The 19697-nt window shown below is 74.1% G+C and carries 14 protein-coding genes; 10 read left to right on the top strand and 4 right to left on the bottom strand.

All coding sequences use genetic code 11. The features are described from left to right. Nucleotides 1-36: 36 nt before the first annotated feature. The 5 genes from IEY96_RS03810 (at nucleotide 37) to IEY96_RS03790 (ending at nucleotide 5430) form a co-directional block, all read left to right on the top strand. Nucleotides 37-573: a PadR family transcriptional regulator gene (locus IEY96_RS03810; RefSeq protein ID WP_189193372.1), complete on the top strand. Its 537-nt coding sequence runs from the start codon at nucleotides 37-39 to the stop codon at nucleotides 571-573. Further along, nucleotides 570-1271: an ABC transporter ATP-binding protein gene (locus IEY96_RS03805; protein WP_189193371.1), complete on the top strand. Its 702-nt coding sequence runs from the start codon at nucleotides 570-572 to the stop codon at nucleotides 1269-1271. The genes IEY96_RS03810 and IEY96_RS03805 overlap by 4 nt, the downstream gene beginning before the upstream one ends. Continuing rightward, nucleotides 1268-2791, top strand: a complete 1524-nt coding sequence (locus IEY96_RS03800; protein ID WP_189193370.1) for an FtsX-like permease family protein — start codon at nucleotides 1268-1270, stop codon at nucleotides 2789-2791. The genes IEY96_RS03805 and IEY96_RS03800 overlap by 4 nt, the downstream gene beginning before the upstream one ends. Nucleotides 2792-2887: 96 nt before the next feature. Next, nucleotides 2888-3310 (top strand): hypothetical protein, encoded by a 423-nt coding sequence (locus IEY96_RS03795; protein WP_189193369.1) that lies wholly within the window; start codon nucleotides 2888-2890, stop codon nucleotides 3308-3310. Between the two features lie 2 nt (nucleotides 3311-3312). Beyond that, entirely contained in the window at nucleotides 3313-5430 is a 2118-nt protein-coding gene (locus tag IEY96_RS03790) for a bifunctional polysaccharide deacetylase/glycosyltransferase family 2 protein (protein ID WP_189193368.1), read from the top strand. A gap of 51 nt (nucleotides 5431-5481) precedes the next feature. Here the strand turns inward: IEY96_RS03790 and IEY96_RS03785 are convergent, their stop codons facing one another. Then, entirely contained in the window at nucleotides 5482-5646 is a 165-nt protein-coding gene (locus IEY96_RS03785; RefSeq protein ID WP_189193367.1) for a hypothetical protein, read from the bottom strand. Nucleotides 5647-5709: 63 nt separating this feature from the next. Between IEY96_RS03785 and IEY96_RS03780 the strand changes: the two genes are divergently transcribed. Continuing rightward, the gene (locus IEY96_RS03780) at nucleotides 5710-6651 is read left to right on the top strand and encodes a threonine ammonia-lyase (protein ID WP_189193366.1); all 942 of its coding nucleotides are present in this window, start codon (nucleotides 5710-5712) and stop codon (nucleotides 6649-6651) included. 69 nt (nucleotides 6652-6720) lie between these two features. On the opposite strand, the gene IEY96_RS03775 is transcribed toward IEY96_RS03780, so the two are convergent. After that, nucleotides 6721-8859, bottom strand: a complete 2139-nt coding sequence (locus IEY96_RS03775; RefSeq protein WP_189193365.1) for a S9 family peptidase — start codon at nucleotides 8857-8859, stop codon at nucleotides 6721-6723. Between the two features lie 101 nt (nucleotides 8860-8960). On the opposite strand from IEY96_RS03775, the gene IEY96_RS03770 reads away from it, so the two are divergent. Further along, nucleotides 8961-10436, top strand: a complete 1476-nt coding sequence (locus tag IEY96_RS03770) for an FAD-binding oxidoreductase (protein ID WP_229791362.1) — start codon at nucleotides 8961-8963, stop codon at nucleotides 10434-10436. A 563-nt stretch (nucleotides 10437-10999) separates the two neighbouring features. Here IEY96_RS03770 and IEY96_RS03765 read toward each other — a convergent pair. Then, nucleotides 11000-13063 (bottom strand): SpoIIE family protein phosphatase, encoded by a 2064-nt coding sequence (locus IEY96_RS03765; RefSeq protein WP_189193363.1) that lies wholly within the window; start codon nucleotides 13061-13063, stop codon nucleotides 11000-11002. Nucleotides 13064-13245: 182 nt separating this feature from the next. On the opposite strand from IEY96_RS03765, the gene IEY96_RS03760 reads away from it, so the two are divergent. Next, nucleotides 13246-17598 (top strand): hybrid sensor histidine kinase/response regulator, encoded by a 4353-nt coding sequence (locus tag IEY96_RS03760; protein ID WP_189193610.1) that lies wholly within the window; start codon nucleotides 13246-13248, stop codon nucleotides 17596-17598. Further along, nucleotides 17595-18152 (top strand): response regulator, encoded by a 558-nt coding sequence (locus IEY96_RS03755; protein WP_091315495.1) that lies wholly within the window; start codon nucleotides 17595-17597, stop codon nucleotides 18150-18152. The genes IEY96_RS03760 and IEY96_RS03755 overlap by 4 nt, the downstream gene beginning before the upstream one ends. Before the next feature lie 4 nt (nucleotides 18153-18156). Here IEY96_RS03755 and IEY96_RS03750 read toward each other — a convergent pair whose 3' ends face one another. Beyond that, complete coding sequence (locus IEY96_RS03750) at nucleotides 18157-18684, bottom strand: GbsR/MarR family transcriptional regulator (RefSeq protein ID WP_229791361.1); 528 nt, start codon at nucleotides 18682-18684, stop codon at nucleotides 18157-18159. 67 nt (nucleotides 18685-18751) lie between these two features. On the opposite strand from IEY96_RS03750, the gene IEY96_RS03745 reads away from it, so the two are divergent. Continuing rightward, on the top strand, nucleotides 18752-19654 hold the full coding sequence (locus tag IEY96_RS03745; protein ID WP_189193362.1) for an ABC transporter ATP-binding protein: 903 nt from the start codon (nucleotides 18752-18754) through the stop codon (nucleotides 19652-19654). Nucleotides 19655-19697: the final 43 nt, after the last annotated feature.

The following is a 19697-nucleotide window of genomic DNA, read 5'->3' as shown; positions in this document are numbered from 1 at the left end:
CTTGACACCACTATTCACTCAATGAATAGTGATGCCGTGTCCACTCAGCACGTATTGCTCGGGCTGCTCGCGCGCGGCCCCCGGCACGGCTACGAGCTGAAGCGCGCCCACGACGAGCGGCTGCCCCGGGCCCGGCCGCTCGCCTTCGGCCAGGTCTACGCCACCCTGGCCCGGCTCGAGCGGGACGGCCTCGTCGTCCCGGCCGGTCAGGCCCGCGAGGGCGGCCCGGACCGCACCTCCTACGCGCTCACCGGCGAGGGGCGGGCCGCGCTCGACCGGTGGCTGGCCACCGTCGAGCCCCCGATGCCCTACGTGGCGAGCACCCTCTTCGCCAAGGTGGTGGTCGCGCTCATGGTCGCCGACGTGGAGCGGGCCCGCGGCTACCTGATCGCCCAGCGCCGGGCGCACACCGAGCGGCTGCGCGAGCTGACCGCGGTGAAGACCGCCCCCGCGGCCGGCCTCGACGACGTGATCGCGGCCGACTTCGCCATCGCCCATCTCGACGCCGACCTGCGGTGGCTGCACACCACCCTGGAGCGGGTCGCCGACTGGCACCGGGAGGTGCACTCGTGAGCTTTCTTCAGGCGCGCGGCGTGGTCCGGGCGTACGGGAGGACGCCCGCCCTGCGCGGCGTGACGCTCGACGTGGCCGAGGGCGAGATCCTCGCCGTCACCGGCCCGAGCGGCTGCGGCAAGTCCACCCTGCTGCACTGCCTCGCCGGCATCCTGCGCCCGGACGCCGGGCAGGTCACCTGGCGCGGGGAGCGGATCGACGAGTGGTCGGAGTCGGCCCGGTCCCGGCTGCGGCGCACCGAGTTCGGGGTGCTCTTCCAGTTCGGCCAGCTCGTCGCCGAGCTGACCGCGGCGGAGAACGTCGCCCTTCCGCTGCTTCTCGCCGGCACGGGGCGGCGGGAGGCGCGGACGGCGGCGCTCACCTGGCTGGAACGGCTCGGCGTGGCCGAGGTCGCCGACGCCCCGCCCGGCGAGATGTCCGGCGGGCAGCAGCAGCGCTGCGCCCTGGCCCGGGCCCTGGTCACCGAGCCGCGGGTGCTCTTCGCCGACGAGCCGACGGGCGCCCTGGACACGCTCACCGGCGAGCAGGTGCTCACCCAGCTCGTCCGGCTGGCCCGGGAGCAGCGCACCACCGTCGTGCTGGTCACCCACGAGCCGCGGATCGCCGCGTACGCCGACCGCGAGGTGACCCTGCGCGACGGGACGGTCGACCGGTCGGGGCTCGGTCTCGACGCGCCGCTGCCCGGCGGCCACCGGTGACGCCGGGCACCCTGTTCCGGCTCGCCCGGGCCGGCACCCGGGCCGACACCGCCCGGGTCGCGCTGACCGCGCTGAGCGCCGCCCTGGCCACGCTGGCCGGGCTGGCCGCGCTGACCGTGCTGGCGATTCCCACCCCGCCGGCCACCGACGGCAACTCCGTCCGCTGGTCCCTCCAGTACACCAACGGACTGCTGCGCGAGCCCGGCCTGCGCGGCGGCCTCGCGTTCGCCCTGGTGCTGCTCGTCGTGCCGGTGCTCGGGCTGGCCGGGCAGTGCGCCCGGCTCGGCGCGCCCGCCCGGGACCGCCGGCTGGCCGCGCTCCGCCTGGCGGGGGCGACCCCGCACCAGGTGACCCGGATCGCGGCCGCGGAGACCGGCCTGGCCAGCCTGCTCGGCACCGTCGGCGGCCTCGCCGTCTTCCTGGCCGGCCGCCGGCTGCTGCACCGTCCCGGCCCCGACGGGCGGTTGCCGCTGCCCACCGACGTGCACCCCGCCCCGCCGGCCGTGCTGGCCGTGGCGCTCGGCCTGCCGCTGCTCGCCGCCGTGGTCACCGCGGTGCTGCTGCGCCGGGTCACCACCACCCCGTTCGGCATGGTCCGCCGGGCCCGCACGCGGGCGCCCTGGCCGTGGCCCGGCCTGCTGATCCTTGTCGGGCTGGCCCTGTTCGCCGCGTTCCGCCCGGTGGGCCTCTGGTACGAGCGGCGGCACGCCGAACCGCCGCCCTGGCTGCTGCCGACGCTGCTGATCCTCGGCGCCCTGGCCGCCATGGTCGGCGTGATCGCCGGCACCGGCTGGCTCTCCCACGCCGCCGGCCGCCTGCTGCACCGGTACGGCCGCCGCCCGGCCGCGCTGCTCGCCGCGCGCCGGCTGACCACCGACCCGTGGGCCGGCAGCCGCACCTTCGCCGCCCTGCTTGCCGCGCTGATCTTCGGCGCGGGCGCCGCCGGCATCCGCGCCGACTTCCTGGCCACCATCGAGCTGAACCACCGCACCGGGGCCGGGATGGCCGGCTCGGACTCCTTCTACCTGGGGGCGATGGACCTGGTCGACCTGGCGGTCGCCGTGTCGGTGGCCATCGCGGGAGGTGGACTGCTGGTGGCGGTCGTCGAGGGGATCGTGACCCGGCGGCGGGCGTACGCGGCACTGGTCGCGACCGGGGTGCCGCGCGCCACCATCGGCCGCTCGCTGCTCTGGCAGTCGCTCGCCCCGGCCGTGCCCGCGATCGGCCTCGCGCTGGCCGTCGGCTACCTGCTCGTCCGGGGGGTGTTCCCCGCGCCGGCCGGCGGCGGCTACCCGCAGGAGGTCTGCGACGCGGGTGAGCGCCTCTGCGGGGACCCGGCGACGCGCGCCCGCTACACCCGCACCGAGTGGGTGCCCGAGGTGACCGTCCCGCCGCACGTACCGTGGGAGCAGCTCGCCTGGTTCGCGGCCGCCGGGCTGGCCGCGGTGCTGCTGACCGTCGGCGTCGGCCTGCTCTTCCTGCGCGCCAGCACGACCGTGGAGGAGTTGCGCACGACCTGACGTAACGCGTTCGGCGTCACGGGCGCTGTTCGCCTCGGGAGGCCCGGGGTCCGGCCTCCCGAGCCGGCGCGAGCGTGACAGCGGGAGACCAGCACCATGCAGAACCAGCCAGGCGGCGCGCCGCCGGTGTTCGTCGACCGGACCGGCCGGCGTCGCCGGCTGACCGTGATCGCCGGCACCGCGATGGGCCTCGGCCTGCTCACCAGCCTCGGCCTGATCCTGGCCGGGCTGTTCTTCGACTCCACGGTGCCGCTGCCCGGCTGGTCGGACACGAAGGTGCCGCCGATCGAGGCCGGGGTCGACGCCCCGTCCCGGGACGAGGCGGGGACCACCCCCAGCCCCCGGCCCCCGTCGGCGACCAGCACCAGCCCGGCGGCGCCCACGCCGACCGCCGTCCGCACGACCGCACCCACCCGGGCCACCACCTCGGCGTCGCCCCGCCCGACCAGCACCGTGCCCGGGCAGGGCGACGAGCGGCGCAACACCGCCCGGCCGAGCAGGACACCGGGCAAGCCCTGACCATGGCGAGACACATCGCCCGCCCCGACCCCCGGGCGCACTGGGTGCTGCTCCTGCTGGGCCTCGTCGCCCTCCTCGGCGCGTTGAGCTTCCACGGCCTCGTCAGCGCCGTCGGCGGCGGCTCCGGCCCGGACGAGGCGCCCACCTCGCCCGCGCCGCGCGCGGCCACCGCCGGCGGGCCGGTGCTGCGGCTGGACGGCCCCACGCCGGTCAGCCGGCGGCTGTCGGCGCGCACCCTGGCGCTCACCTTCGACGACGGCCCCGACCCGCGCTGGACGCCGCAGATCCTCGACGTGCTGCGCCGGCACCACGCCCACGCCACGTTCTTCGTGGTCGGCGCGCGGGTGGACGAGCACCCCGACCTGGTCCGGCGGATCCTCGCCGAGGGGCACGAGATCGGCTCGCACACCTTCACCCACGTCGACCTGACCACCGCGCCGGGCTGGCGCGCCGGGGCCGAGCTCTCCTGGACCCGCAACGCGATCGCCGGCGTGACCGGCCGCGAGGTGACGCTGTTCCGGCCGCCCTTCTCGTCGACCGCGGCCGCCATGACCGACGCCCAGTACCGGGCGCTGCGGAACGCCGCCGGCAGCGGTCACGTGGCGGTGCTCGCCGACCGGGACGCCAGGGACTGGCAGCGTCCCGGCGTGCCGGCCATCGTCAAGGCGGCCACCCCGCAGGGCGGCGCCGGCGCGGTGGTGCTGATGCACGACGGCGGCGGGGACCGCGGTCAGACCGTGGCCGCCGTGGACCAGCTGCTGACCCGGCTGGGGTCGCAGGGCTACCGGTTCACCACCGTGTCCGCCGGGATCGGCGCGCCCGACTCGATGCTTCCGGCCACCGCCGGCGCCCGGCTGAGCGGCACCGCGCTGCGCTGGGCGCAGACCGGCGCCGACTGGCTGACCTCGGCGATGAACCTGCTGCTCGGGGTGGCCCTGGTGCTCGGCGTGGTCCGTCTCGCGGTGCAGGTGGTCTGCGCCCAGCGGCACGTCCGCCGCGTACGCCGCCCGCGGCGCCGGCTGCCCGAGGTGACGGCGCCGGTGTCGGTGATCGTGCCGGCGTACAACGAGGCCGCCAACATCGCCGCCACCGTGCGGTCCCTGGTCGCCAGCGCGTACCCGGCGCTGGAGGTGATCGTGGTGGACGACGGCTCCGCCGACGGCACGGCCGACATCGTCGAACGGATGGGGCTGCGGGGAGTACGCGTCATCCGGCAGGCCAACGCCGGCAAGCCGGCCGCGCTGAACACCGGGATCCGGGCCGCCCGCGCCGACCTGCTGGTGCTGGTCGACGGGGACACGGTCTTCCAGCCGGACACCGTGTACCGGCTGGTCCAGGGCTTCGCCGACCCGACCGTGGGGGCGATCAGCGGCAACACCAAGGTGGCCAACCGGCGCCGGCTGCTCGGCCGCTGGCAGCACCTGGAGTACGTGATCGGCTTCAACCTGGACCGCCGGATGTACGACGTGCTGGAGTGCATGCCGACCATCCCCGGGGCGATCGGCGCGTTCCGCCGCGAGGTGCTGTTCGCGATCGGCGGGGTGCCCGCCGACACCCTGGCCGAGGACACCGACCTGACCATGAAGGTGCTCCGGGCCGGCTGGCGGGTCGTGTACGAGGAGGGCGCCATCGCCTGGACCGAGGCGCCCTCGTCGCTGCGCCAGCTCTGGCGGCAGCGCTACCGCTGGTGCTACGGGACCATGCAGGCGATGTGGAAGCACCGGCACGCGCTGCGCGAGCCGGGGGCCGGCGGGAAGCTGGGCCGGCGCGGCCTGCCCTACCTGGCCGTGTTCCAGATCGTGCTGCCGCTGGCCGCGCCCGCCGTCGACGTCTTCGCCCTCTACGGGCTGCTCTTCCTGCCCTGGTCCCAGCTGGCGCTGGCCTGGCTGGGCCTGCTCCTGCTCCAGGCCGGCACCGCCGCGTACGCGCTGCGCCTGGACCGGGAACGCTTCGGCCCGCTCTGGACGCTGCCGCTCCAGCAGCTCGTCTACCGCCAGGTCATGTACCTGGTGGTGGTGCAGTCCGTGGTGACGGCGGTGGTCGGCAACCGCCTCCGCTGGCAGCGGATGGTCCGCACCGGCGAGGCGGCGGCGCTGGTCGACGGGGTCCCGGCCCGCTGATCCGGCGGCCCCGGCGCCCGAGCCGGCGCTGGTCCGGCCCTGGCTGCGCGGTCAGCGCGGGCCGAGGAGGCCGGTGGACCAGGAGACGGCCAGGCCGATCAGCGCCGAGCAGCAGCAGACCACCAGGGCGGAGGCGACCACCCCGAGGATCAGCCAGACGGGCGCGCGCCGGGCCGGCCCCGGTCCGCCCTCCGCCCGCTCCTCGTCCTCGCTCACCCCGGCAGTCTAGGCGCCGGGCGCGGGGCGGCGGCCGGTCCCGGGGCGCGGCAGGATGGGGCGATGGAGCTGGTCTCGATCGCCGACGTAAGGGCCGCCGCCGAGGACGTCGCGGGCGCCGTGGTGCGTACCCCGCTGCTGCCGACGCTCTGGGACGACGAGCTGTGGCTCAAGCCGGAGAACCTGCAACCGGTGGGGTCGTTCAAGCTGCGCGGGGCGACCCACGCGGTGGCCCGGCTGGACCCGGCCGCCCGGGCCCGGGGCGTGGTGACCCACTCCTCGGGCAACCACGGCCAGGCCCTGGCCTACGCGGCGAGGGCGTTCGGCGTGCCCTGCACCGTGGTCGTGCCGGAGGGCGCGCCGCAGGTCAAGGTGGCGCGGATGCGCGAGCTCGGCGCGGACGTGCGGCTCGTCCCGCCGGCCCGCCGGCTCGCCGAGGCGGAGCAGGTCGTGGTGGACACCGGGGCGGTGCTCGTGCCGCCGTTCGACCACCCGTGGATCATCGCCGGGCAGGGCACCGTCGGGCTGGAGATCGTCGCCGACCTGCCCGACGTGGACGTCGTGCTGGTGCCGGTGGGCGGCGGCGGGCTCTCCTCCGGGGTGGCCACCGCCGTCAAGGCGCTGCGCCCGTCCGCCGCCGTGGTCGGGGTCGAGCCGCTGCTCGCCGCCGACGCCCGGGACTCCCTCGCCGCCGGGAAGGTGGTCGTCTGGGAGGTGGAACGCACCTACCGGACCTGCGCGGACGGGCTGCGGACCAACCTGTCCGAGCTGACCCTGGCCCACCTGCGGGACCGGCTCGACGGCATCGTCACGGTGACCGAGGACGAGATCGTCGCGGCGATGGGGCGGCTGCTCGGCGAGGCCCGGCTGGTGGCCGAGCCGAGCGGCGCGGTCGCGCTGGCCGCCCGGCTGTTCCACCGGGACGAGCTGCCGGCGGGGCGTACCGTCGCCGTGGTGACCGGCGGCAACGCCGACCCGCACGTGCTGGCCTCGGTGCTGGCCTGAGGCCGTCCGGGGCCGCGGCGCGGCGTCCCGCCGGTGCGGAGGGGCCGGCGTGGCCCCTCCGCCGACGGGTCAGGCGCGGCCCAGCCGGTCCAGGATCCAGGCGTTGATGAACGCCTCCTCGCGCCAGGCGTCGTACCGGCCGCTGGGGCCGCCGTGGCCCGCGCCCATCTCGGTCTTGAGCAGGTAGTCGCCCCGCGGGGCGACCGCCCGCAGCCGGGCGATCCACTTGGCCGGCTCGTGGTAGAGCACCCGGGTGTCGTTGAGGCTGGTCACCGCGAGGATCGCCGGGTAGTCCACCGCGGTCACGTTCTCGTACGGCGTGTACGACTTCATGTACGCGTAGACCTCGGGGTCGTCGAGCGGGTTGCCCCACTCCTCCCACTCGGTGACCGTGAGCGGCAGCGACGGGTCGAGGATCGAGGTGAGCGCGTCCACGAACGGCACCTGCGCGACGATCCCGGCGAACGCGTCCGGGGCCAGGTTGGCCACCGCGCCCATCAGCAGGCCGCCGGCCGAGGCGCCCCGGGCGACCAGCCGGTCGCTCGCCGTCCAGCCCGCCTTGACCAGGTGCCGGGCGCAGGCCACGAAGTCGGTGAAGGTGTTCTTCTTGGCCAGCAGCTTGCCCTCGTCGTACCAGCGCCGGCCCAGCTCGCCGCCGCCCCGGATGTGCGCGACCGCGAAGATCACGCCCCGGTCGAGCAGGCTGAGTCGGGCGATGGAGAACCAGGGGTCCATGCTCGCCTCGTACGACCCGTAGCCGTAGATGACGGCGGGGGCGGAGCCGTCGCGCGGGGTGCCCGTGCGGCAGACCAGCGAGATCGGCACCCGGGTGCCGTCGTCGGCGAGCGCCCAGTCCCGGTGCTGCTCGTAGTCGGCCGGGTCGTACTCCCGCCCGTCCGGGCCGGGCCGGACCGGCTTCCGCCGGCGCAGCACCATCTGACGGGTGACCAGGTCGTAGTCGTAGACCGAGTCCGGCGTGACCAGCGAGGTGTAGCGCAGCCGCACCTCGTTGGTGCGGTACTCCGGGTTGGCGTCGAGCCCGACGCTGTAGAGCGGCTCGGGGAAGTCGATGTCGAAGCTGTCCCCGCCGCCGACCGGCAGCACCCGCAGGCCGGTCAGCCCGTTGCTGCGCAGCGACACGACGAGGTGGTTCTCGAACGCGTCGACGGACTCCAGCCGGGTGCCGGGGGTGTGCGGGATCAGCGGCGTCCAGTCGCCCGGCGCGTCCGCCGAGGTGTACGCCAGCGCGAAGTCCTCCGCGCCGTCGTTGTGCAGGATGAGGAAGCGGTGCCCGTGGTGCTCCACCGCGTACTCGACGCCCTGCCGGCGCGGCGCGATGATCGCCGGCTCGCCGGTGGGGTTGGCGGCCGGGATCACCCGCACCTCGCTGGTGATCTTGCTGTGGATGTCGATGACCACGAACCGCTCGGAGCGGGTCAGCTCGACGCCCACCCAGAACCGCTCGTCGTCCTCCTGGTGCACCACCACGTCCGCACCCGACTGGGTGCCCACGGCGTGCCGCCAGACCCGGTTCGGCCGCCAGGCGTCGTCGACCGTGACGTAGAACAGCGTCGAGGCGTCGCTGGACCAGGCCGTGCCGTAGAAGGTGTCCGGGATCTCGTCGGGCAGGACCTCACCGGTCGACAGGTCCTTGATCCGCAGCGTGAACCGCTCGTCGCCGGAGAAGTCGGTGGAGTAGGCCAGCCACCGGCCGTCCGGGCTGACGTCGAACGCGCCGAGGGAGAAGAAGTCGTGCCCCTCGGCGAGCTGGTTGCCGTCGAGCAGCACCTCCTCGCCGTCGAGCGGCGCGCCGTCCGCGCTGACCGGCGGGGTGGTCTCGCCGTCGCGGACGGCCCGGCGGCACTGCACGCCGTACTGCTGGCCCTCGACCGTGCGGGTGTAGTACCAGTAGCCGTCCTTGCGGGTCGGCACCGACAGGTCGGTCTCCTGGGTGCGCCGGCGGGTCTCCTCGAACAGGTCCGCGCGCAGCCCCTCCAGGTGCGCGGTGCGCGCCTGGGTGTACGCGTTCTCCGCGGTCAGGTAGGCGATCGTGTCCGGGTCGTCCTTGGCGGCGAGCCAGGCGTACTCGTCGACGACGGTGTCGCCGTGGTGGGTCCGGTCGGCCGGAACGCGCTTGGCGACGGGGACGGGCGACGGCTCCCGGCCGTGACGCGGCGCGCTGGAGTTGTCGGGGTTCTCGGTGGTCACGGGCGTCACGTTACCGGCCGGCGAGGCGCCGCCGCGGTTGCGCGCCGCCGGAATCCCGCGACGCGCCGACAGGTCTTTCGAACATGTGTACGATGACCGCCATGGCGGCTGCAGCGAGTTCCACCGATCGACCCGGAGCCCTCGAGATAACCCGGAAGCTGGCGGAGATCTGCGGCCGGCCGTTCGCCCGCTTCGCCGGGCCGGCCGACGAGGTGGCCGGCCGGACGGCCCGCTGGGTGGCCGTGCCGGGCGGCCCGCACGCCGCGGCCGAGGTGCTCCGCCTCGCCGCGGCGCACGACCTGACCGTGGTGCCGCGCGGGGCCGGCACGAAGATCGACTGGGGCGGCGCCCCCGCGCAGGTCGACATCATGCTCGACACCGGCCGGCTGGCCGGGGTCTGGCACGAGCCGCAGGGCTCCTCGGTGGCCGAGATCGGCGCCGGCACCCCGCTGCGGGCGGTGCAGGCCACGCTGGAGCGCACCGGTCGGCGCCTCCCCGTCGACGCGCCCTCCCCCGGGGCGACCCTGGGCGGGGTGCTGGCCGCCGACGAGGCCGGCCCGCTGCGCCACCGGCACGGCAGCCCCTGCGCCCAGCTCGTCGGGGTGCGCTACCTCGACGCCGACGGCGAGCTGGTCAGCGTGGGGGAGCCCGGCACCGCCCACTTCGGGCAGGCGGCCCCGTCCGCCCGGCGGGGCGGGGGTCCGGCGGCCGGGCCTCATGGCGGCGTGGCGCCCGGTGGCGCCTCGGCCGTCCTCGGCGGGGCCGAGGTGCCCGGGCTCGACGTGGCCCGGCTGCTCTGCGGCTCGCAGGGCGGCCTCGGGGTGCTCGTCTCGGCCACCATGCGCGTGCAGGCCGTGCCGGCCGGCCGGGTCTGGGTGTCCCGTCCCGTGTGGACCCCGCTGGAGGTGCACGACCTGGTCCGAGCGGTGCTCGCCGCCCGGCTCGACCCGGCGGCCGTCGAGCTGGACCTGCCCGTACCGGTGCCGCTGCCGCGCCGGCGGATCCCCGCGTCCCACCCCTCCGTGGCCGGTCGGCCCGACCACCCGGCGGTCACCGGTCGGCCGGCCCGACCCGCCGCCGCCGGCAGCCTCGTGGTGCTGCTGGAGGGCGGCCCGGCCGACGTGGCGGAGCGGGCCGACCGCCTCGCCGCGCTGCTGGGCCCCGAGGCCGTGGCCAACCACGCCGCCCCCGACTGGTGGGGCCGCTACCCGTTCGCCCCCGGCGACACCGCGCTGCGGATCGAGGTGCCCATCAACGACCTGCACGCCGCCGTCTACGCGCTCCGCGACGCGGCCGGCACCCCGGTGCCGGTACGCGGCTCCGCCGGGATCGGCGCCGTGCACGCCGCGCTGCCCGGCTCACTGCCGCCCGAGCGGGTCGCCTCGATCCTCGCCGCGGTCCGGGGCGTGCTCCTCGCCCGCCAGGGTCGCTGCGTGGTGGTGTCCGCCCCCGCGCCGGTCCGCCGCGCCGTCGACCTCTGGGGCGAGCTGCCCACCCTGCCCCGCCTCCGCAACGCCAAGGCCCACCTCGACCCCCACCACCGCCTGGCCCCCGGCCGCCTCCCCGGCGGCCTCTGACCCGCCGTGCCTGCCGCGCCCCGCCCGCTGTTGATCAAGAAGTTTGCGTCACCATCGACCCCGTTCCCGACGCAAACTTCTTGATCAACAGTGCGGTGGCGCCGCCATCCACTGGTGGCGGGGTTGATCAAGAGGTTTGCGTCAGAATCGCGCCCGTCGGGGACGCAAACCTCTTGATCAACCGTGGGGGCTTGGCGCGGGCCAGTCGCCCGCGCGCCGAGCGCCTGCGTGCAGAGCGCCCGCCCGGCGAGGGCCTGCGCGCCGAGCGCCCGCCCGCGCGCGTGCCGAGCGCCTGCGTGCCGAGCGCGCCCGCCCGCCCGCCCGCGTGCCGAGCGCCCGCCCGCCCGTGCCTGCGGAAGGGGCACCCGGGCCGGCATGCCAGGCGCCCGCGCGGGCCTGTCCTGCACCCTGGTCCGCCGTTGGTCGGCGCCGCCCCGTTGATCATGAGGTTAGCGGCGATGAGAAGGGCGATCACTGCCGCTAACTTCATGATCGCCGGGGCGGAGAAGGGCGGAGAAGGGCGGAGAAGGGCGGAGAAGGGGCGGCGGGGCGGAGGGGTCGGGTTAGAGGGCGTCGTTGCGGAGGACCAGGACGGCTATGTCGTCGCGTGGGGGTTCCACCGAGAAGGCGATGGCGGTGGCGCGGAGGCGGGCGGCGATCACGTCCGCCGAGTAGCCGGCCAGGGGCGCTGCCGACTCGCGCAGCCGGTCGGTGCCGAACAGTTCCCGGCCGCGCCGCCGTTCGGTGACCCCGTCGGTGTAGAAGATCAGCGCGTCGCCCGGCTTGAGCGCGATGTCGGCGGTCGGGGTGGCGATCGCGTCGAGCAGGCCCAGAGCCGTGCCGCCCGTGCCGACGAAGCCCGCCCCACCGCCGCCGTGCAGCAGCACCGGCCGGTCGTGCCCGGCCAGGTGCAGGGAGACGTCGAGCTGGTCGCCGTCGCCCGGTCCGACCGCCGCCAGCGCCAGCGTGCAGTAGCGGCCGCCGCCCCGCTCGACCAGCGTCTCGTTGAGCCGACCGAGCACCTCGGGCAGCGGCTTGCCGTCGCCGACCAGCACCCGGATCACGTCCCGGACCAGGCCGGTCACCGCCGCCGCCTGGACGCCCTTGCCGGAGACGTCGCCGATCACCACCAGCCACCGGCCGTCGGGCAGCGGCACCACGTCGTAGAAGTCGCCGCCGACCTCGGCGTCGTCGCCGGTCGGGACGTACTCGGCGGCGAAGCCGATGCCCTCGACCACCGGGAGCACGGGGGGCAGCAGCGACTGCTGGAGGGTCTGCGCGACGCGCCGGCGCTCGGCGTGGATCCGAGCGTTCTCGATGGCCAGCGCGGCCCGCCGGGCCACGTCCTCCAGCACCGAGACCTCGTCGGGGTCGTGCCGGTGCCGCTGGTGGCGGCCCACGGCCAGGGTGCCGAGCCGCTGCCCGCGGGCGATCAGGGGTACGGCGAAGCCCTCCATCGGCCCACCCAGCGGCACCTGCGCCGCGCTCCGGGACGCCTCCCGCAGCCGGGCCTGGATCGAGTCCGGCCCGGTCTCCTGGAGCACCCGGTGCAGCTGCGGCAGCACCGCCTCGTCGGCGTGGCTGGCCGCGGCGAGCCGCAGCCGCCCCCACTCGTCGGTGGTGTGCACGGCGCACCACTGGCCGAGCCGGGGCACCACGAGCTGCGGGACGAGTGCCATGGTCAGCTCGACGTCCAGCGACTGGGCGAGCAGCTCGCTCGCCTCGGCGAGGAAGGTGAGCCAGGCCGACCGGCGTACGTCGGCCCGGCGCAGCCGGTCGTTCTCCAGGTGCAGGGAGAGCCGCTCGCCGGCCAGCACCGCGAGCGGCCGGGCGTACGCCGAGGGCGCCGCGTCCAGCTCCAGCTCGCCGGCGTACGGGCGGTGCACGGCGAGCGGGACGCGGAGCAGTTCGTTGCCCTCGCGGGGCTGCCGGCCGTAGCGGGCGAGCACCTGGCTGCCCTGCCCGTCGCCCCGGTCCAGGCGCACCACGCCGCCGGCCGCGCCGACCATCTCGGCGACCCGGGTCAGCAGCCCGGCGGCGAACTCGGGCAGCGGGTCGTCCGCGTACGGGTCGGGGTTGGTCTGCATGAGCTCGCTCATCGCGGCGGCGCTCGGGGTGCCCCCGTCGGTGGGCGCGGAGGCGTTGAGCATGGCGCGGGCCTCGGCCGGCCGGGCGGCCGCACCGAGGCCGGGCCGGTCGAGCCGGAACCAGACGCCCTTTCCGGTGGGCAGGTAGGTGGTGCCCCACCGGCTGGCGAAGTGGTCGACCAGCAGCAGCCCGCGCCCGCGCTCGGCGACCTCGGTGATGTCGGAGGTGGTGTTCCGGACGCCGACGAGCAGCTCGTCGACCGGGCCGGAGGCGAAGTCGGTCACCGTGACGGTGAGCCCGGCCGGGTCGGCTTCGACCTCGATGTCCAGTTCGGTGCGCGCGTGCTCGACCGCGTTGGTGGTGAGTTCGGTGGTGAGCAGCAGCGCCTCGTTGAGCAGTTCGTGCAGGTCCGCCTCGGCGAGCACGGACCGCACCAGCGCCCGGGCCGCCGCAGGCGTACGCCGGTCCGCCGGGAGGCGGACCCGCCGGACGTGCTCGTCCGGGCCGCCGTTCATGGCCGGCCCCGCCTCCGCTGACACCTTCGTATCCTCCACCGCCGCCACCCCGGGTGCCAAGCCGCTCCGCCGATTCCGGTCGGCGGGGGACAGATCGGGCGTGGCGTCGGCTCGCCGCCCGTGGCCTCGACGTGAAGCGCGGCAGAATGGTGGGATGGCCGCGTGTCGGCACGAGCCTGATGGCCCCCGAGCTGAGCGAGGAACTGATGACCACGGCGAAACAACCGGTGGCCGCGGACGACCACGAGGCGCTCCTCGGCGAGCTGGTCGAGGCGCTGCGGCGGGTGCGTCGCGGCGACCTGCGGGTCCGGCTGCCCCGGCGGGCCGGCCTGGCCGGCGAGGTGGCCGACACCTTCAATGACGTGGTGTCGCTCCAGGAGCGGCAGCACCTGGACCTGCGCCGGATCAGCCGGGTCGTCGGCCGTGACGGCCGGCTGACCGAGCGCCTCGACGACGAGGGCCTGGACGGCTCCTGGGCGGAGGGGCAGCGGGCGGTCAACTCGCTCATCGACGACCTGGGCCGCCCGACCACGGAGATCGCCCGGGTGATCGTGGCGGTGGCCGACGGCGACCTTTCCCAGCACATGGCGCTGGAGATCGACGGCCGCCCGCTGCGCGGTGAGTACCTGCGCATCGGCCGGACCGTGAACACGATGGTCGACCAGCTCTCGTCGTTCGCCGACGAGGTGACCCGGGTGGCCCGGGAGGTGGGCACCGAGGGCAAGCTGGGTGGCCAGGCCGACGTCCGCGGCGTCGCCGGCACCTGGAAGGACCTCACCGACTCGGTGAACACCATGGCGTCGAACCTCACCGGCCAGGTGCGGTCGATCTCCCAGGTGGCGACGGCGGTGGCGAAGGGCGACCTGTCGCAGAAGATCACGGTCGGCGCCCGTGGCGAGGTGGCCGAGCTGGCCGACACGATGAACTCGCTCACCGACACGCTGCGGCTCTTCGCCGAGCAGGTGACCCGGGTGGCCCGCGAGGTGGGCACCGACGGGAAGCTCGGCGGCCAGGCCGAGGTGCCGAACGTGGCCGGCACCTGGAAGGACCTGACCGACAGCGTCAACTCGATGGCGTCGAACCTGACCAGCCAGGTGCGGAACATCGCCCAGGTGTCCACGGCGGTGGCCCGTGGCGACCTCTCCCAGAAGATCACGGTGGCCGCGCAGGGCGAGATCCTGGAGCTGAAGGACACCGTGAACACGATGGTGGACCAGCTGTCGTCGTTCGCCGACGAGGTGACGCGGGTGGCCCGCGAGGTGGGCATCGAGGGCAAGCTGGGCGGCCAGGCCCAGGTACGCGGGGTCTCCGGCACCTGGCGTGACCTCACGGAGAACGTGAACCAGCTCGCCGGCAACCTGACCAGCCAGGTGCGGAACATCTCGCAGGTGTCCACGGCGGTGGCGAAGGGTGACCTGTCGCAGAAGATCACGGTGGACGCGCAGGGCGAGATCCTGGAGCTGAAGAACACCGTGAACACGATGGTCGACCAGCTCTCCTCGTTCGCGGACGAGGTGACGCGGGTGGCCCGCGAGGTGGGCACCGAGGGCAAGCTCGGCGGTCAGGCGCAGGTGAAGGGGGTCTCCGGCACCTGGCGGGACCTGACCGACAACGTGAACTCGATGGCGTCGAACCTGACCAGCCAGGTGCGGAACATCGCCTCGGTCACCACCGCGGTCGCCAAGGGCGACCTGGGCCAGAAGATCACCGTGGACGCCCGGGGCGAGATCCTGGAGCTGAAGTCGACGGTCAACACGATGGTGGACCAGCTCTCGTCGTTCGCCGACGAGGTGACGCGGGTGGCCCGCGAGGTGGGTACCGAGGGCAAGCTCGGCGGCCAGGCCCAGGTACGCGGCGTCGCCGGCACCTGGCGGGACCTCACGGACAACGTGAACTCGATGGCGTCGAACCTGACCGCCCAGGTGCGGAACATCGCCCAGGTGTCCACGGCGGTGGCGAAGGGTGACCTGTCGCAGAAGATCACGGTGGACGCCCAGGGCGAGATCCTGGAGCTGAAGTCGACGGTCAACACGATGGTCGACCAGCTGTCGTCGTTCGCGGACGAGGTGACCCGGGTGGCCCGCGAGGTGGGCACCGAGGGCAAGCTCGGCGGTCAGGCGCAGGTGAAGGGCGTCTCCGGCACCTGGCGGGACCTGACCGACAACGTGAACTCGATGGCGTCGAACCTGACCAGCCAGGTGCGGAACATCGCCTCGGTCACCACGGCCGTCGCCAAGGGCGACCTGTCGCAGAAGATCACGGTGGACGCGCAGGGCGAGATCCTGGAGCTGAAGTCGACGGTCAACACGATGGTCGACCAGCTCTCGTCGTTCGCGGACGAGGTCACCCGGGTGGCCCGCGAGGTCGGCATCGAGGGCAAGCTCGGCGGTCAGGCCCAGGTGAAGGGGGTCAGCGGCACCTGGCGCGACCTCACCGAGAACGTCAACCAGCTCGCCTCGACCCTGACCACCCAGCTCCGGGCGATCTCCCAGGTCTCCACCTCGGTGACCCGGGGTGACCTGACCCAGCGGATCAGCGTGAAGGCGCAGGGCGAGGTCGCCGAGCTGAAGGACAACATCAACCAGATGATCGTCACCCTCCGGGAGACGACCAAGAAGAACGCCGAGCAGGGCTGGCTCGACTCGAACCTGGCTCGGATCGGTGGCCTGCTCCAGGGCCAGCGGGATCTCGGCGAGGTCTGCCGCATGATCATGATGGAGGTGACCCCGCTGGTCGACGCGCAACTCGGCGCATTCTTCCTGGCGGACAGCTCCGAGGGGAGCATGCGGCTGCGGCTCACCGCCTCCTACGGCTACGTGGCCCGCGGGCACGACGTGACCTTCGGGCCCGGCGAGGGGCTGGTCGGGCAGGCCGCCCTGTCCCGGCGGACCATCCGGGTCAACGCCCAGCCCGACGGGCGCCTGGTGCTCCGGTCCGGCCTGGCCGACACGCCCCCGGCCGACCTCGTGGTGCTGCCGGTCCTCTTCGAGGGTGAGCTGCTGGGCGTGATCGAGTTCGCCGGGGTGAGCACCTTCTCCGAGCTGCACCTGGCGTTCCTGGAGCGGCTGGTGCTCACCATCGGCGTCGCGGTCAACACCATCCAGGCCAACCGGCGTACGGAGGAGCTGCTGGCGCAGTCGCAGCGGCTGGCGCACGAGCTGCAGGAGCAGTCGGCGGAACTCCAGCGCACCAACGCCGAGCTGGAGGACAAGGCGAAGCTGCTCTCCGAGCAGAAGACCAACATCGAGACGCAGAACCGGGAGATCGAGCTGGCCCGGCTCGGCCTGGAGGAGAAGGCGCAGCAGCTCACCCGGGCGTCGGCGTACAAGTCGGAGTTCCTGGCCAACATGAGCCACGAGCTGCGTACGCCGCTGAACTCGTTGCTCCTGCTGGCCCGACTGCTGGCCGAGAACCCGGAGCAGAACCTGAGCCCGAAGCAGATCGAGTTCGCCCGGACGATCCACGGCGCCGGGTCGGACCTGCTCTCCCTGATCGACGACATCCTCGACCTGTCGAAGATCGAGGCGGGCCGGATGGACGTGGAGCCGACCGAGATCCACTTCTCCGAGATCCGCGGCTACGTCGAGCAGGCGTTCGCGCCGCAGGCCGAGGAGAAGGGCCTCGACTTCCAGGTACGGATCAGCAAGGAGCTGCCGCCGGCGCTGGTCACGGACGCCCAGCGGTTGCAGCAGATCCTGCGCAACCTGCTCTCCAACGCGGTGAAGTTCACCGACAACGGCGCCGTGACCCTGCGGATCGCGCCGGCCGCCGAGAACGCGGTCTTCGACGTGCCGGCGCTGACCAACGCCCGGCAGGTCATCGCGTTCACGGTGATCGACACCGGCATCGGCATCTCGGACGACAAGCTCTCGCTGATCTTCGAGGCGTTCCAGCAGGCCGACGGCACCACGAGCCGGCGCTACGGCGGCACCGGCCTGGGCCTGTCGATCAGCCGGGACCTGGCCCGCCTGCTCGGCGGCACGATCACGGTGTCCTCCGCGCCCGGGCAGGGTTCGACGTTCACCCTCTTCGTACCCGATGTGCTGGCGCCGGACGCGGTGGTGGCGCCGGCGCCGCCCTCGCCGCAGCGCGCGGGCCTGCCGTCGTCCCTGCTCATGCCCATGGAGCTGCCGCAGCCGCAGGAGACCCCGGCGACCCGCCGGCTGGAGGGCGTGACCGTCCTGATCATCGACGACGACGTCCGGAATGTGTTCGCGCTGACCTCTGCGTTGGAACTGCACGGCATGACCGTGCTGTACTCGGACAACGGGGCGGACGGGGTCCGCCAACTGGCCGAGCATCCGGAGGTGGACATCGTGTTGATGGACGCGATGATGCCGGACCAGGACGGCTACGAGACGACCGCGCAGATCCGGCGCAACCACCGGTTCGCCGACCTGCCGATTGTGTTCCTGACCGCGAAGGCGATGCCCGGTGACCGGGAGTCGGCGATCGCGGCCGGGGGTAGCGACTACATCACCAAGCCGGTGGACCTGGACGAGCTGATCGAGCTGATGGCGTCCTGGATCGGCCGGAGCCGAGGCGAGGAGAATCCGTGACCCAGATGGCCAAGGCGCTGCTGGTGGACGACCGGCGGGAGAACCTGATGGCCCTGGAGGCGATCCTCCAGGGGCTGCCGGTGCAGTCGGTCGCCGTGGAGAGCGGCGAGGCGGCGCTCAAGCAGCTCCTGGTGGACGACTTCGCGGTGATCCTGCTGGACGCGCAGATGCCGGACATGGACGGCTTCGAGACCGCCACCCACATCAAGCGGCGGGAGCGGACCCGGCACGTGCCGATCATCTTCCTCACCGCGGCGGACAAGGACGCCCAGCTCGCCCTGCGCGGCTACGCCGTCGGCGCGGTCGACTACCTGACCAAGCCGTTCGACCCGTGGGTGCTGCGGGCCAAGGTGTCGGTCTTCGTGGAGCTGTGGGTGAAGACCCGGCAGCTCGCCGCCCAGTCCGACCTGGTGCGGGAGCGCGACGCCCAGTGGCGGGTGCTCACCGACGCGGTGGACGAGGCGACCGCGCTGCTGCGCGCCGAGGACGACGCGGAGTCCCGGGAGCGGGCGGTGGACCTGCTGGAGCAGGCCCGCTGGGGCAACACCGCCTGATCCCTCAGGCGTCGGTCCGGTCGCCGTGTCCCGTCGCGGCGCGCCGGGCCCGCCACCGTTCGCCGAGGGCGTCGATCTCCTCCTGTACGAAGAGGAAGAAGTCCCGCATCTCGGCCACCCGCTCGCCCGCCGGGGTGTCCCGCCCCTGCAGTGCGTCAACCCCGCCGTTGGCGATGTCGATGAAGTTCTTGTAGAGGCCGGTCTTCGTGATGGTGGCCTCGTACCAGGGGTTGGCCGGCATCCGGTAGCGGTCCCGCCGGGAGCCCTTGACCGGCTCGCGGACCAGCATGGCGAACTGGGTGAGGTAGCGCACCGCGCCGGACACGGCCGCCGCGCTGACCCCCAGCCGCTCGCCGATCTCGGCGGCGGTCAGCGGCTCGTCCGCGCTCATCACGGTGAACAGCACGCGGCCGGCCATCCGGGGGAAGCCGACGTCCGCGAAGGCCATCGCCATCCGCTCGACGAAGAGGTGGACCTCCTCCTCGGCGGGGCGGGGTGGCGGGTTCATGGGCGTCGTCTCCTCGGTGCTCATCGCCTCTGATCGTCTCTCACGTCTCACTGTCTTCACAAGTTTGTGAAACGAGCGTAGCTTCCGAAGTATGGAAACTCCCATTGAGGTGTCCGGCCTGGTGAAGACCTTCGGCCGGACCCGAGCGCTCGACGGACTCGACCTGACCGTCCGCGCCGGCGAGGTGCACGGCTTCCTGGGCCCCAACGGCTCCGGCAAGTCGACCACGATCCGCGTGCTGCTCGGTCTGCTGCGGGCGGACGCGGGGGCCGTCCGACTGCTCGGCGGCGACCCGTGGCGGGACGCCGTCGCCCTCCACCGCCGTCTCGCGTACGTGCCCGGCGACGTCACCCTCTGGCCCAACCTGAGCGGCGGCGAGGTGATCGACCTGCTCGGCCGGCTGCGCGGCGGGCTGGACCCGAAGCGCCGGGCCGAGCTGCTGGAGTCCTTCGAGCTGGACCCGCGCAAGAAGGGCCGGGCCTACTCCAAGGGCAACCGGCAGAAGGTCGGCCTGGTGGCCGCGCTCGCCTCCGACGTCGAGCTGCTCATCCTCGACGAGCCGACCTCCGGGCTCGACCCGCTCATGGAGGAGGTCTTCCAGCACTGGGTACGCCGAGCCAAGCAGGACGGCCGCACCGTGCTGCTCTCCAGCCACATCCTGGCCGAGGTGGAGGCGCTCTGCGACCGGGTGACGATCATCCGGAACGGCCGGGCCGTCGAGTCCGGCACCCTCACCGAGCTGCGCCACCTGCACCGCACCTCGATCGACGCCGAGGTCGCGGCCCCGCTGGACGGGCTGGCCGACCTGCCCGGGGTGCACGACCTGCGGGTGGACGGCAACCGGGTGCGCTTCGACGTGGACTCCGCCGCGCTGGACGCCGCCCTGCGGCGCCTCACCGAGCTGGGCGTCCGCAGCCTGGTCAGCACGCCGCCCACGCTGGAGGAGCTGTTCCTGCGGCACTACGAGGCGGTCCCCGAGGAGCTGACCCGATGAGCGAGCGTCAGCGAGCGAATCATCAGTACAGCGCGGTGGAGCC

It is taken from the genome of Micromonospora fulviviridis, from assembly GCF_014648395.1.
Classification (GTDB): Bacteria; Actinomycetota; Actinomycetes; order Mycobacteriales; family Micromonosporaceae; genus Micromonospora; species Micromonospora fulviviridis.
The sequence above is the reverse complement of the archived record's forward strand: the minus strand, read 5'-3'. Positions and strand labels throughout refer to the sequence as shown.

Bases quoted from the DNA above. Each gene is read 5' to 3' on its own strand.
- IEY96_RS03750 (WP_229791361.1), bottom strand. From the start codon at position 18,684: ATGAGCACCGAGGAGACGACGCCCATGAACCCGCCACCCCGCCCCGCC.
- IEY96_RS03745 (WP_189193362.1), top strand. From the start codon at position 18,752: ATGGAAACTCCCATTGAGGTGTCCGGCCTGGTGAAGACCTTCGGCCGG.
- IEY96_RS03780 (WP_189193366.1), top strand. From the start codon at position 5,710: ATGGAGCTGGTCTCGATCGCCGACGTAAGGGCCGCCGCCGAGGACGTC.
- IEY96_RS03760 (WP_189193610.1), top strand. From the start codon at position 13,246: ATGACCACGGCGAAACAACCGGTGGCCGCGGACGACCACGAGGCGCTC.
- IEY96_RS03790 (WP_189193368.1), top strand. From the start codon at position 3,313: ATGGCGAGACACATCGCCCGCCCCGACCCCCGGGCGCACTGGGTGCTG.
- IEY96_RS03770 (WP_229791362.1), top strand. From the start codon at position 8,961: ATGGCGGCTGCAGCGAGTTCCACCGATCGACCCGGAGCCCTCGAGATA.
- IEY96_RS03795 (WP_189193369.1), top strand. From the start codon at position 2,888: ATGCAGAACCAGCCAGGCGGCGCGCCGCCGGTGTTCGTCGACCGGACC.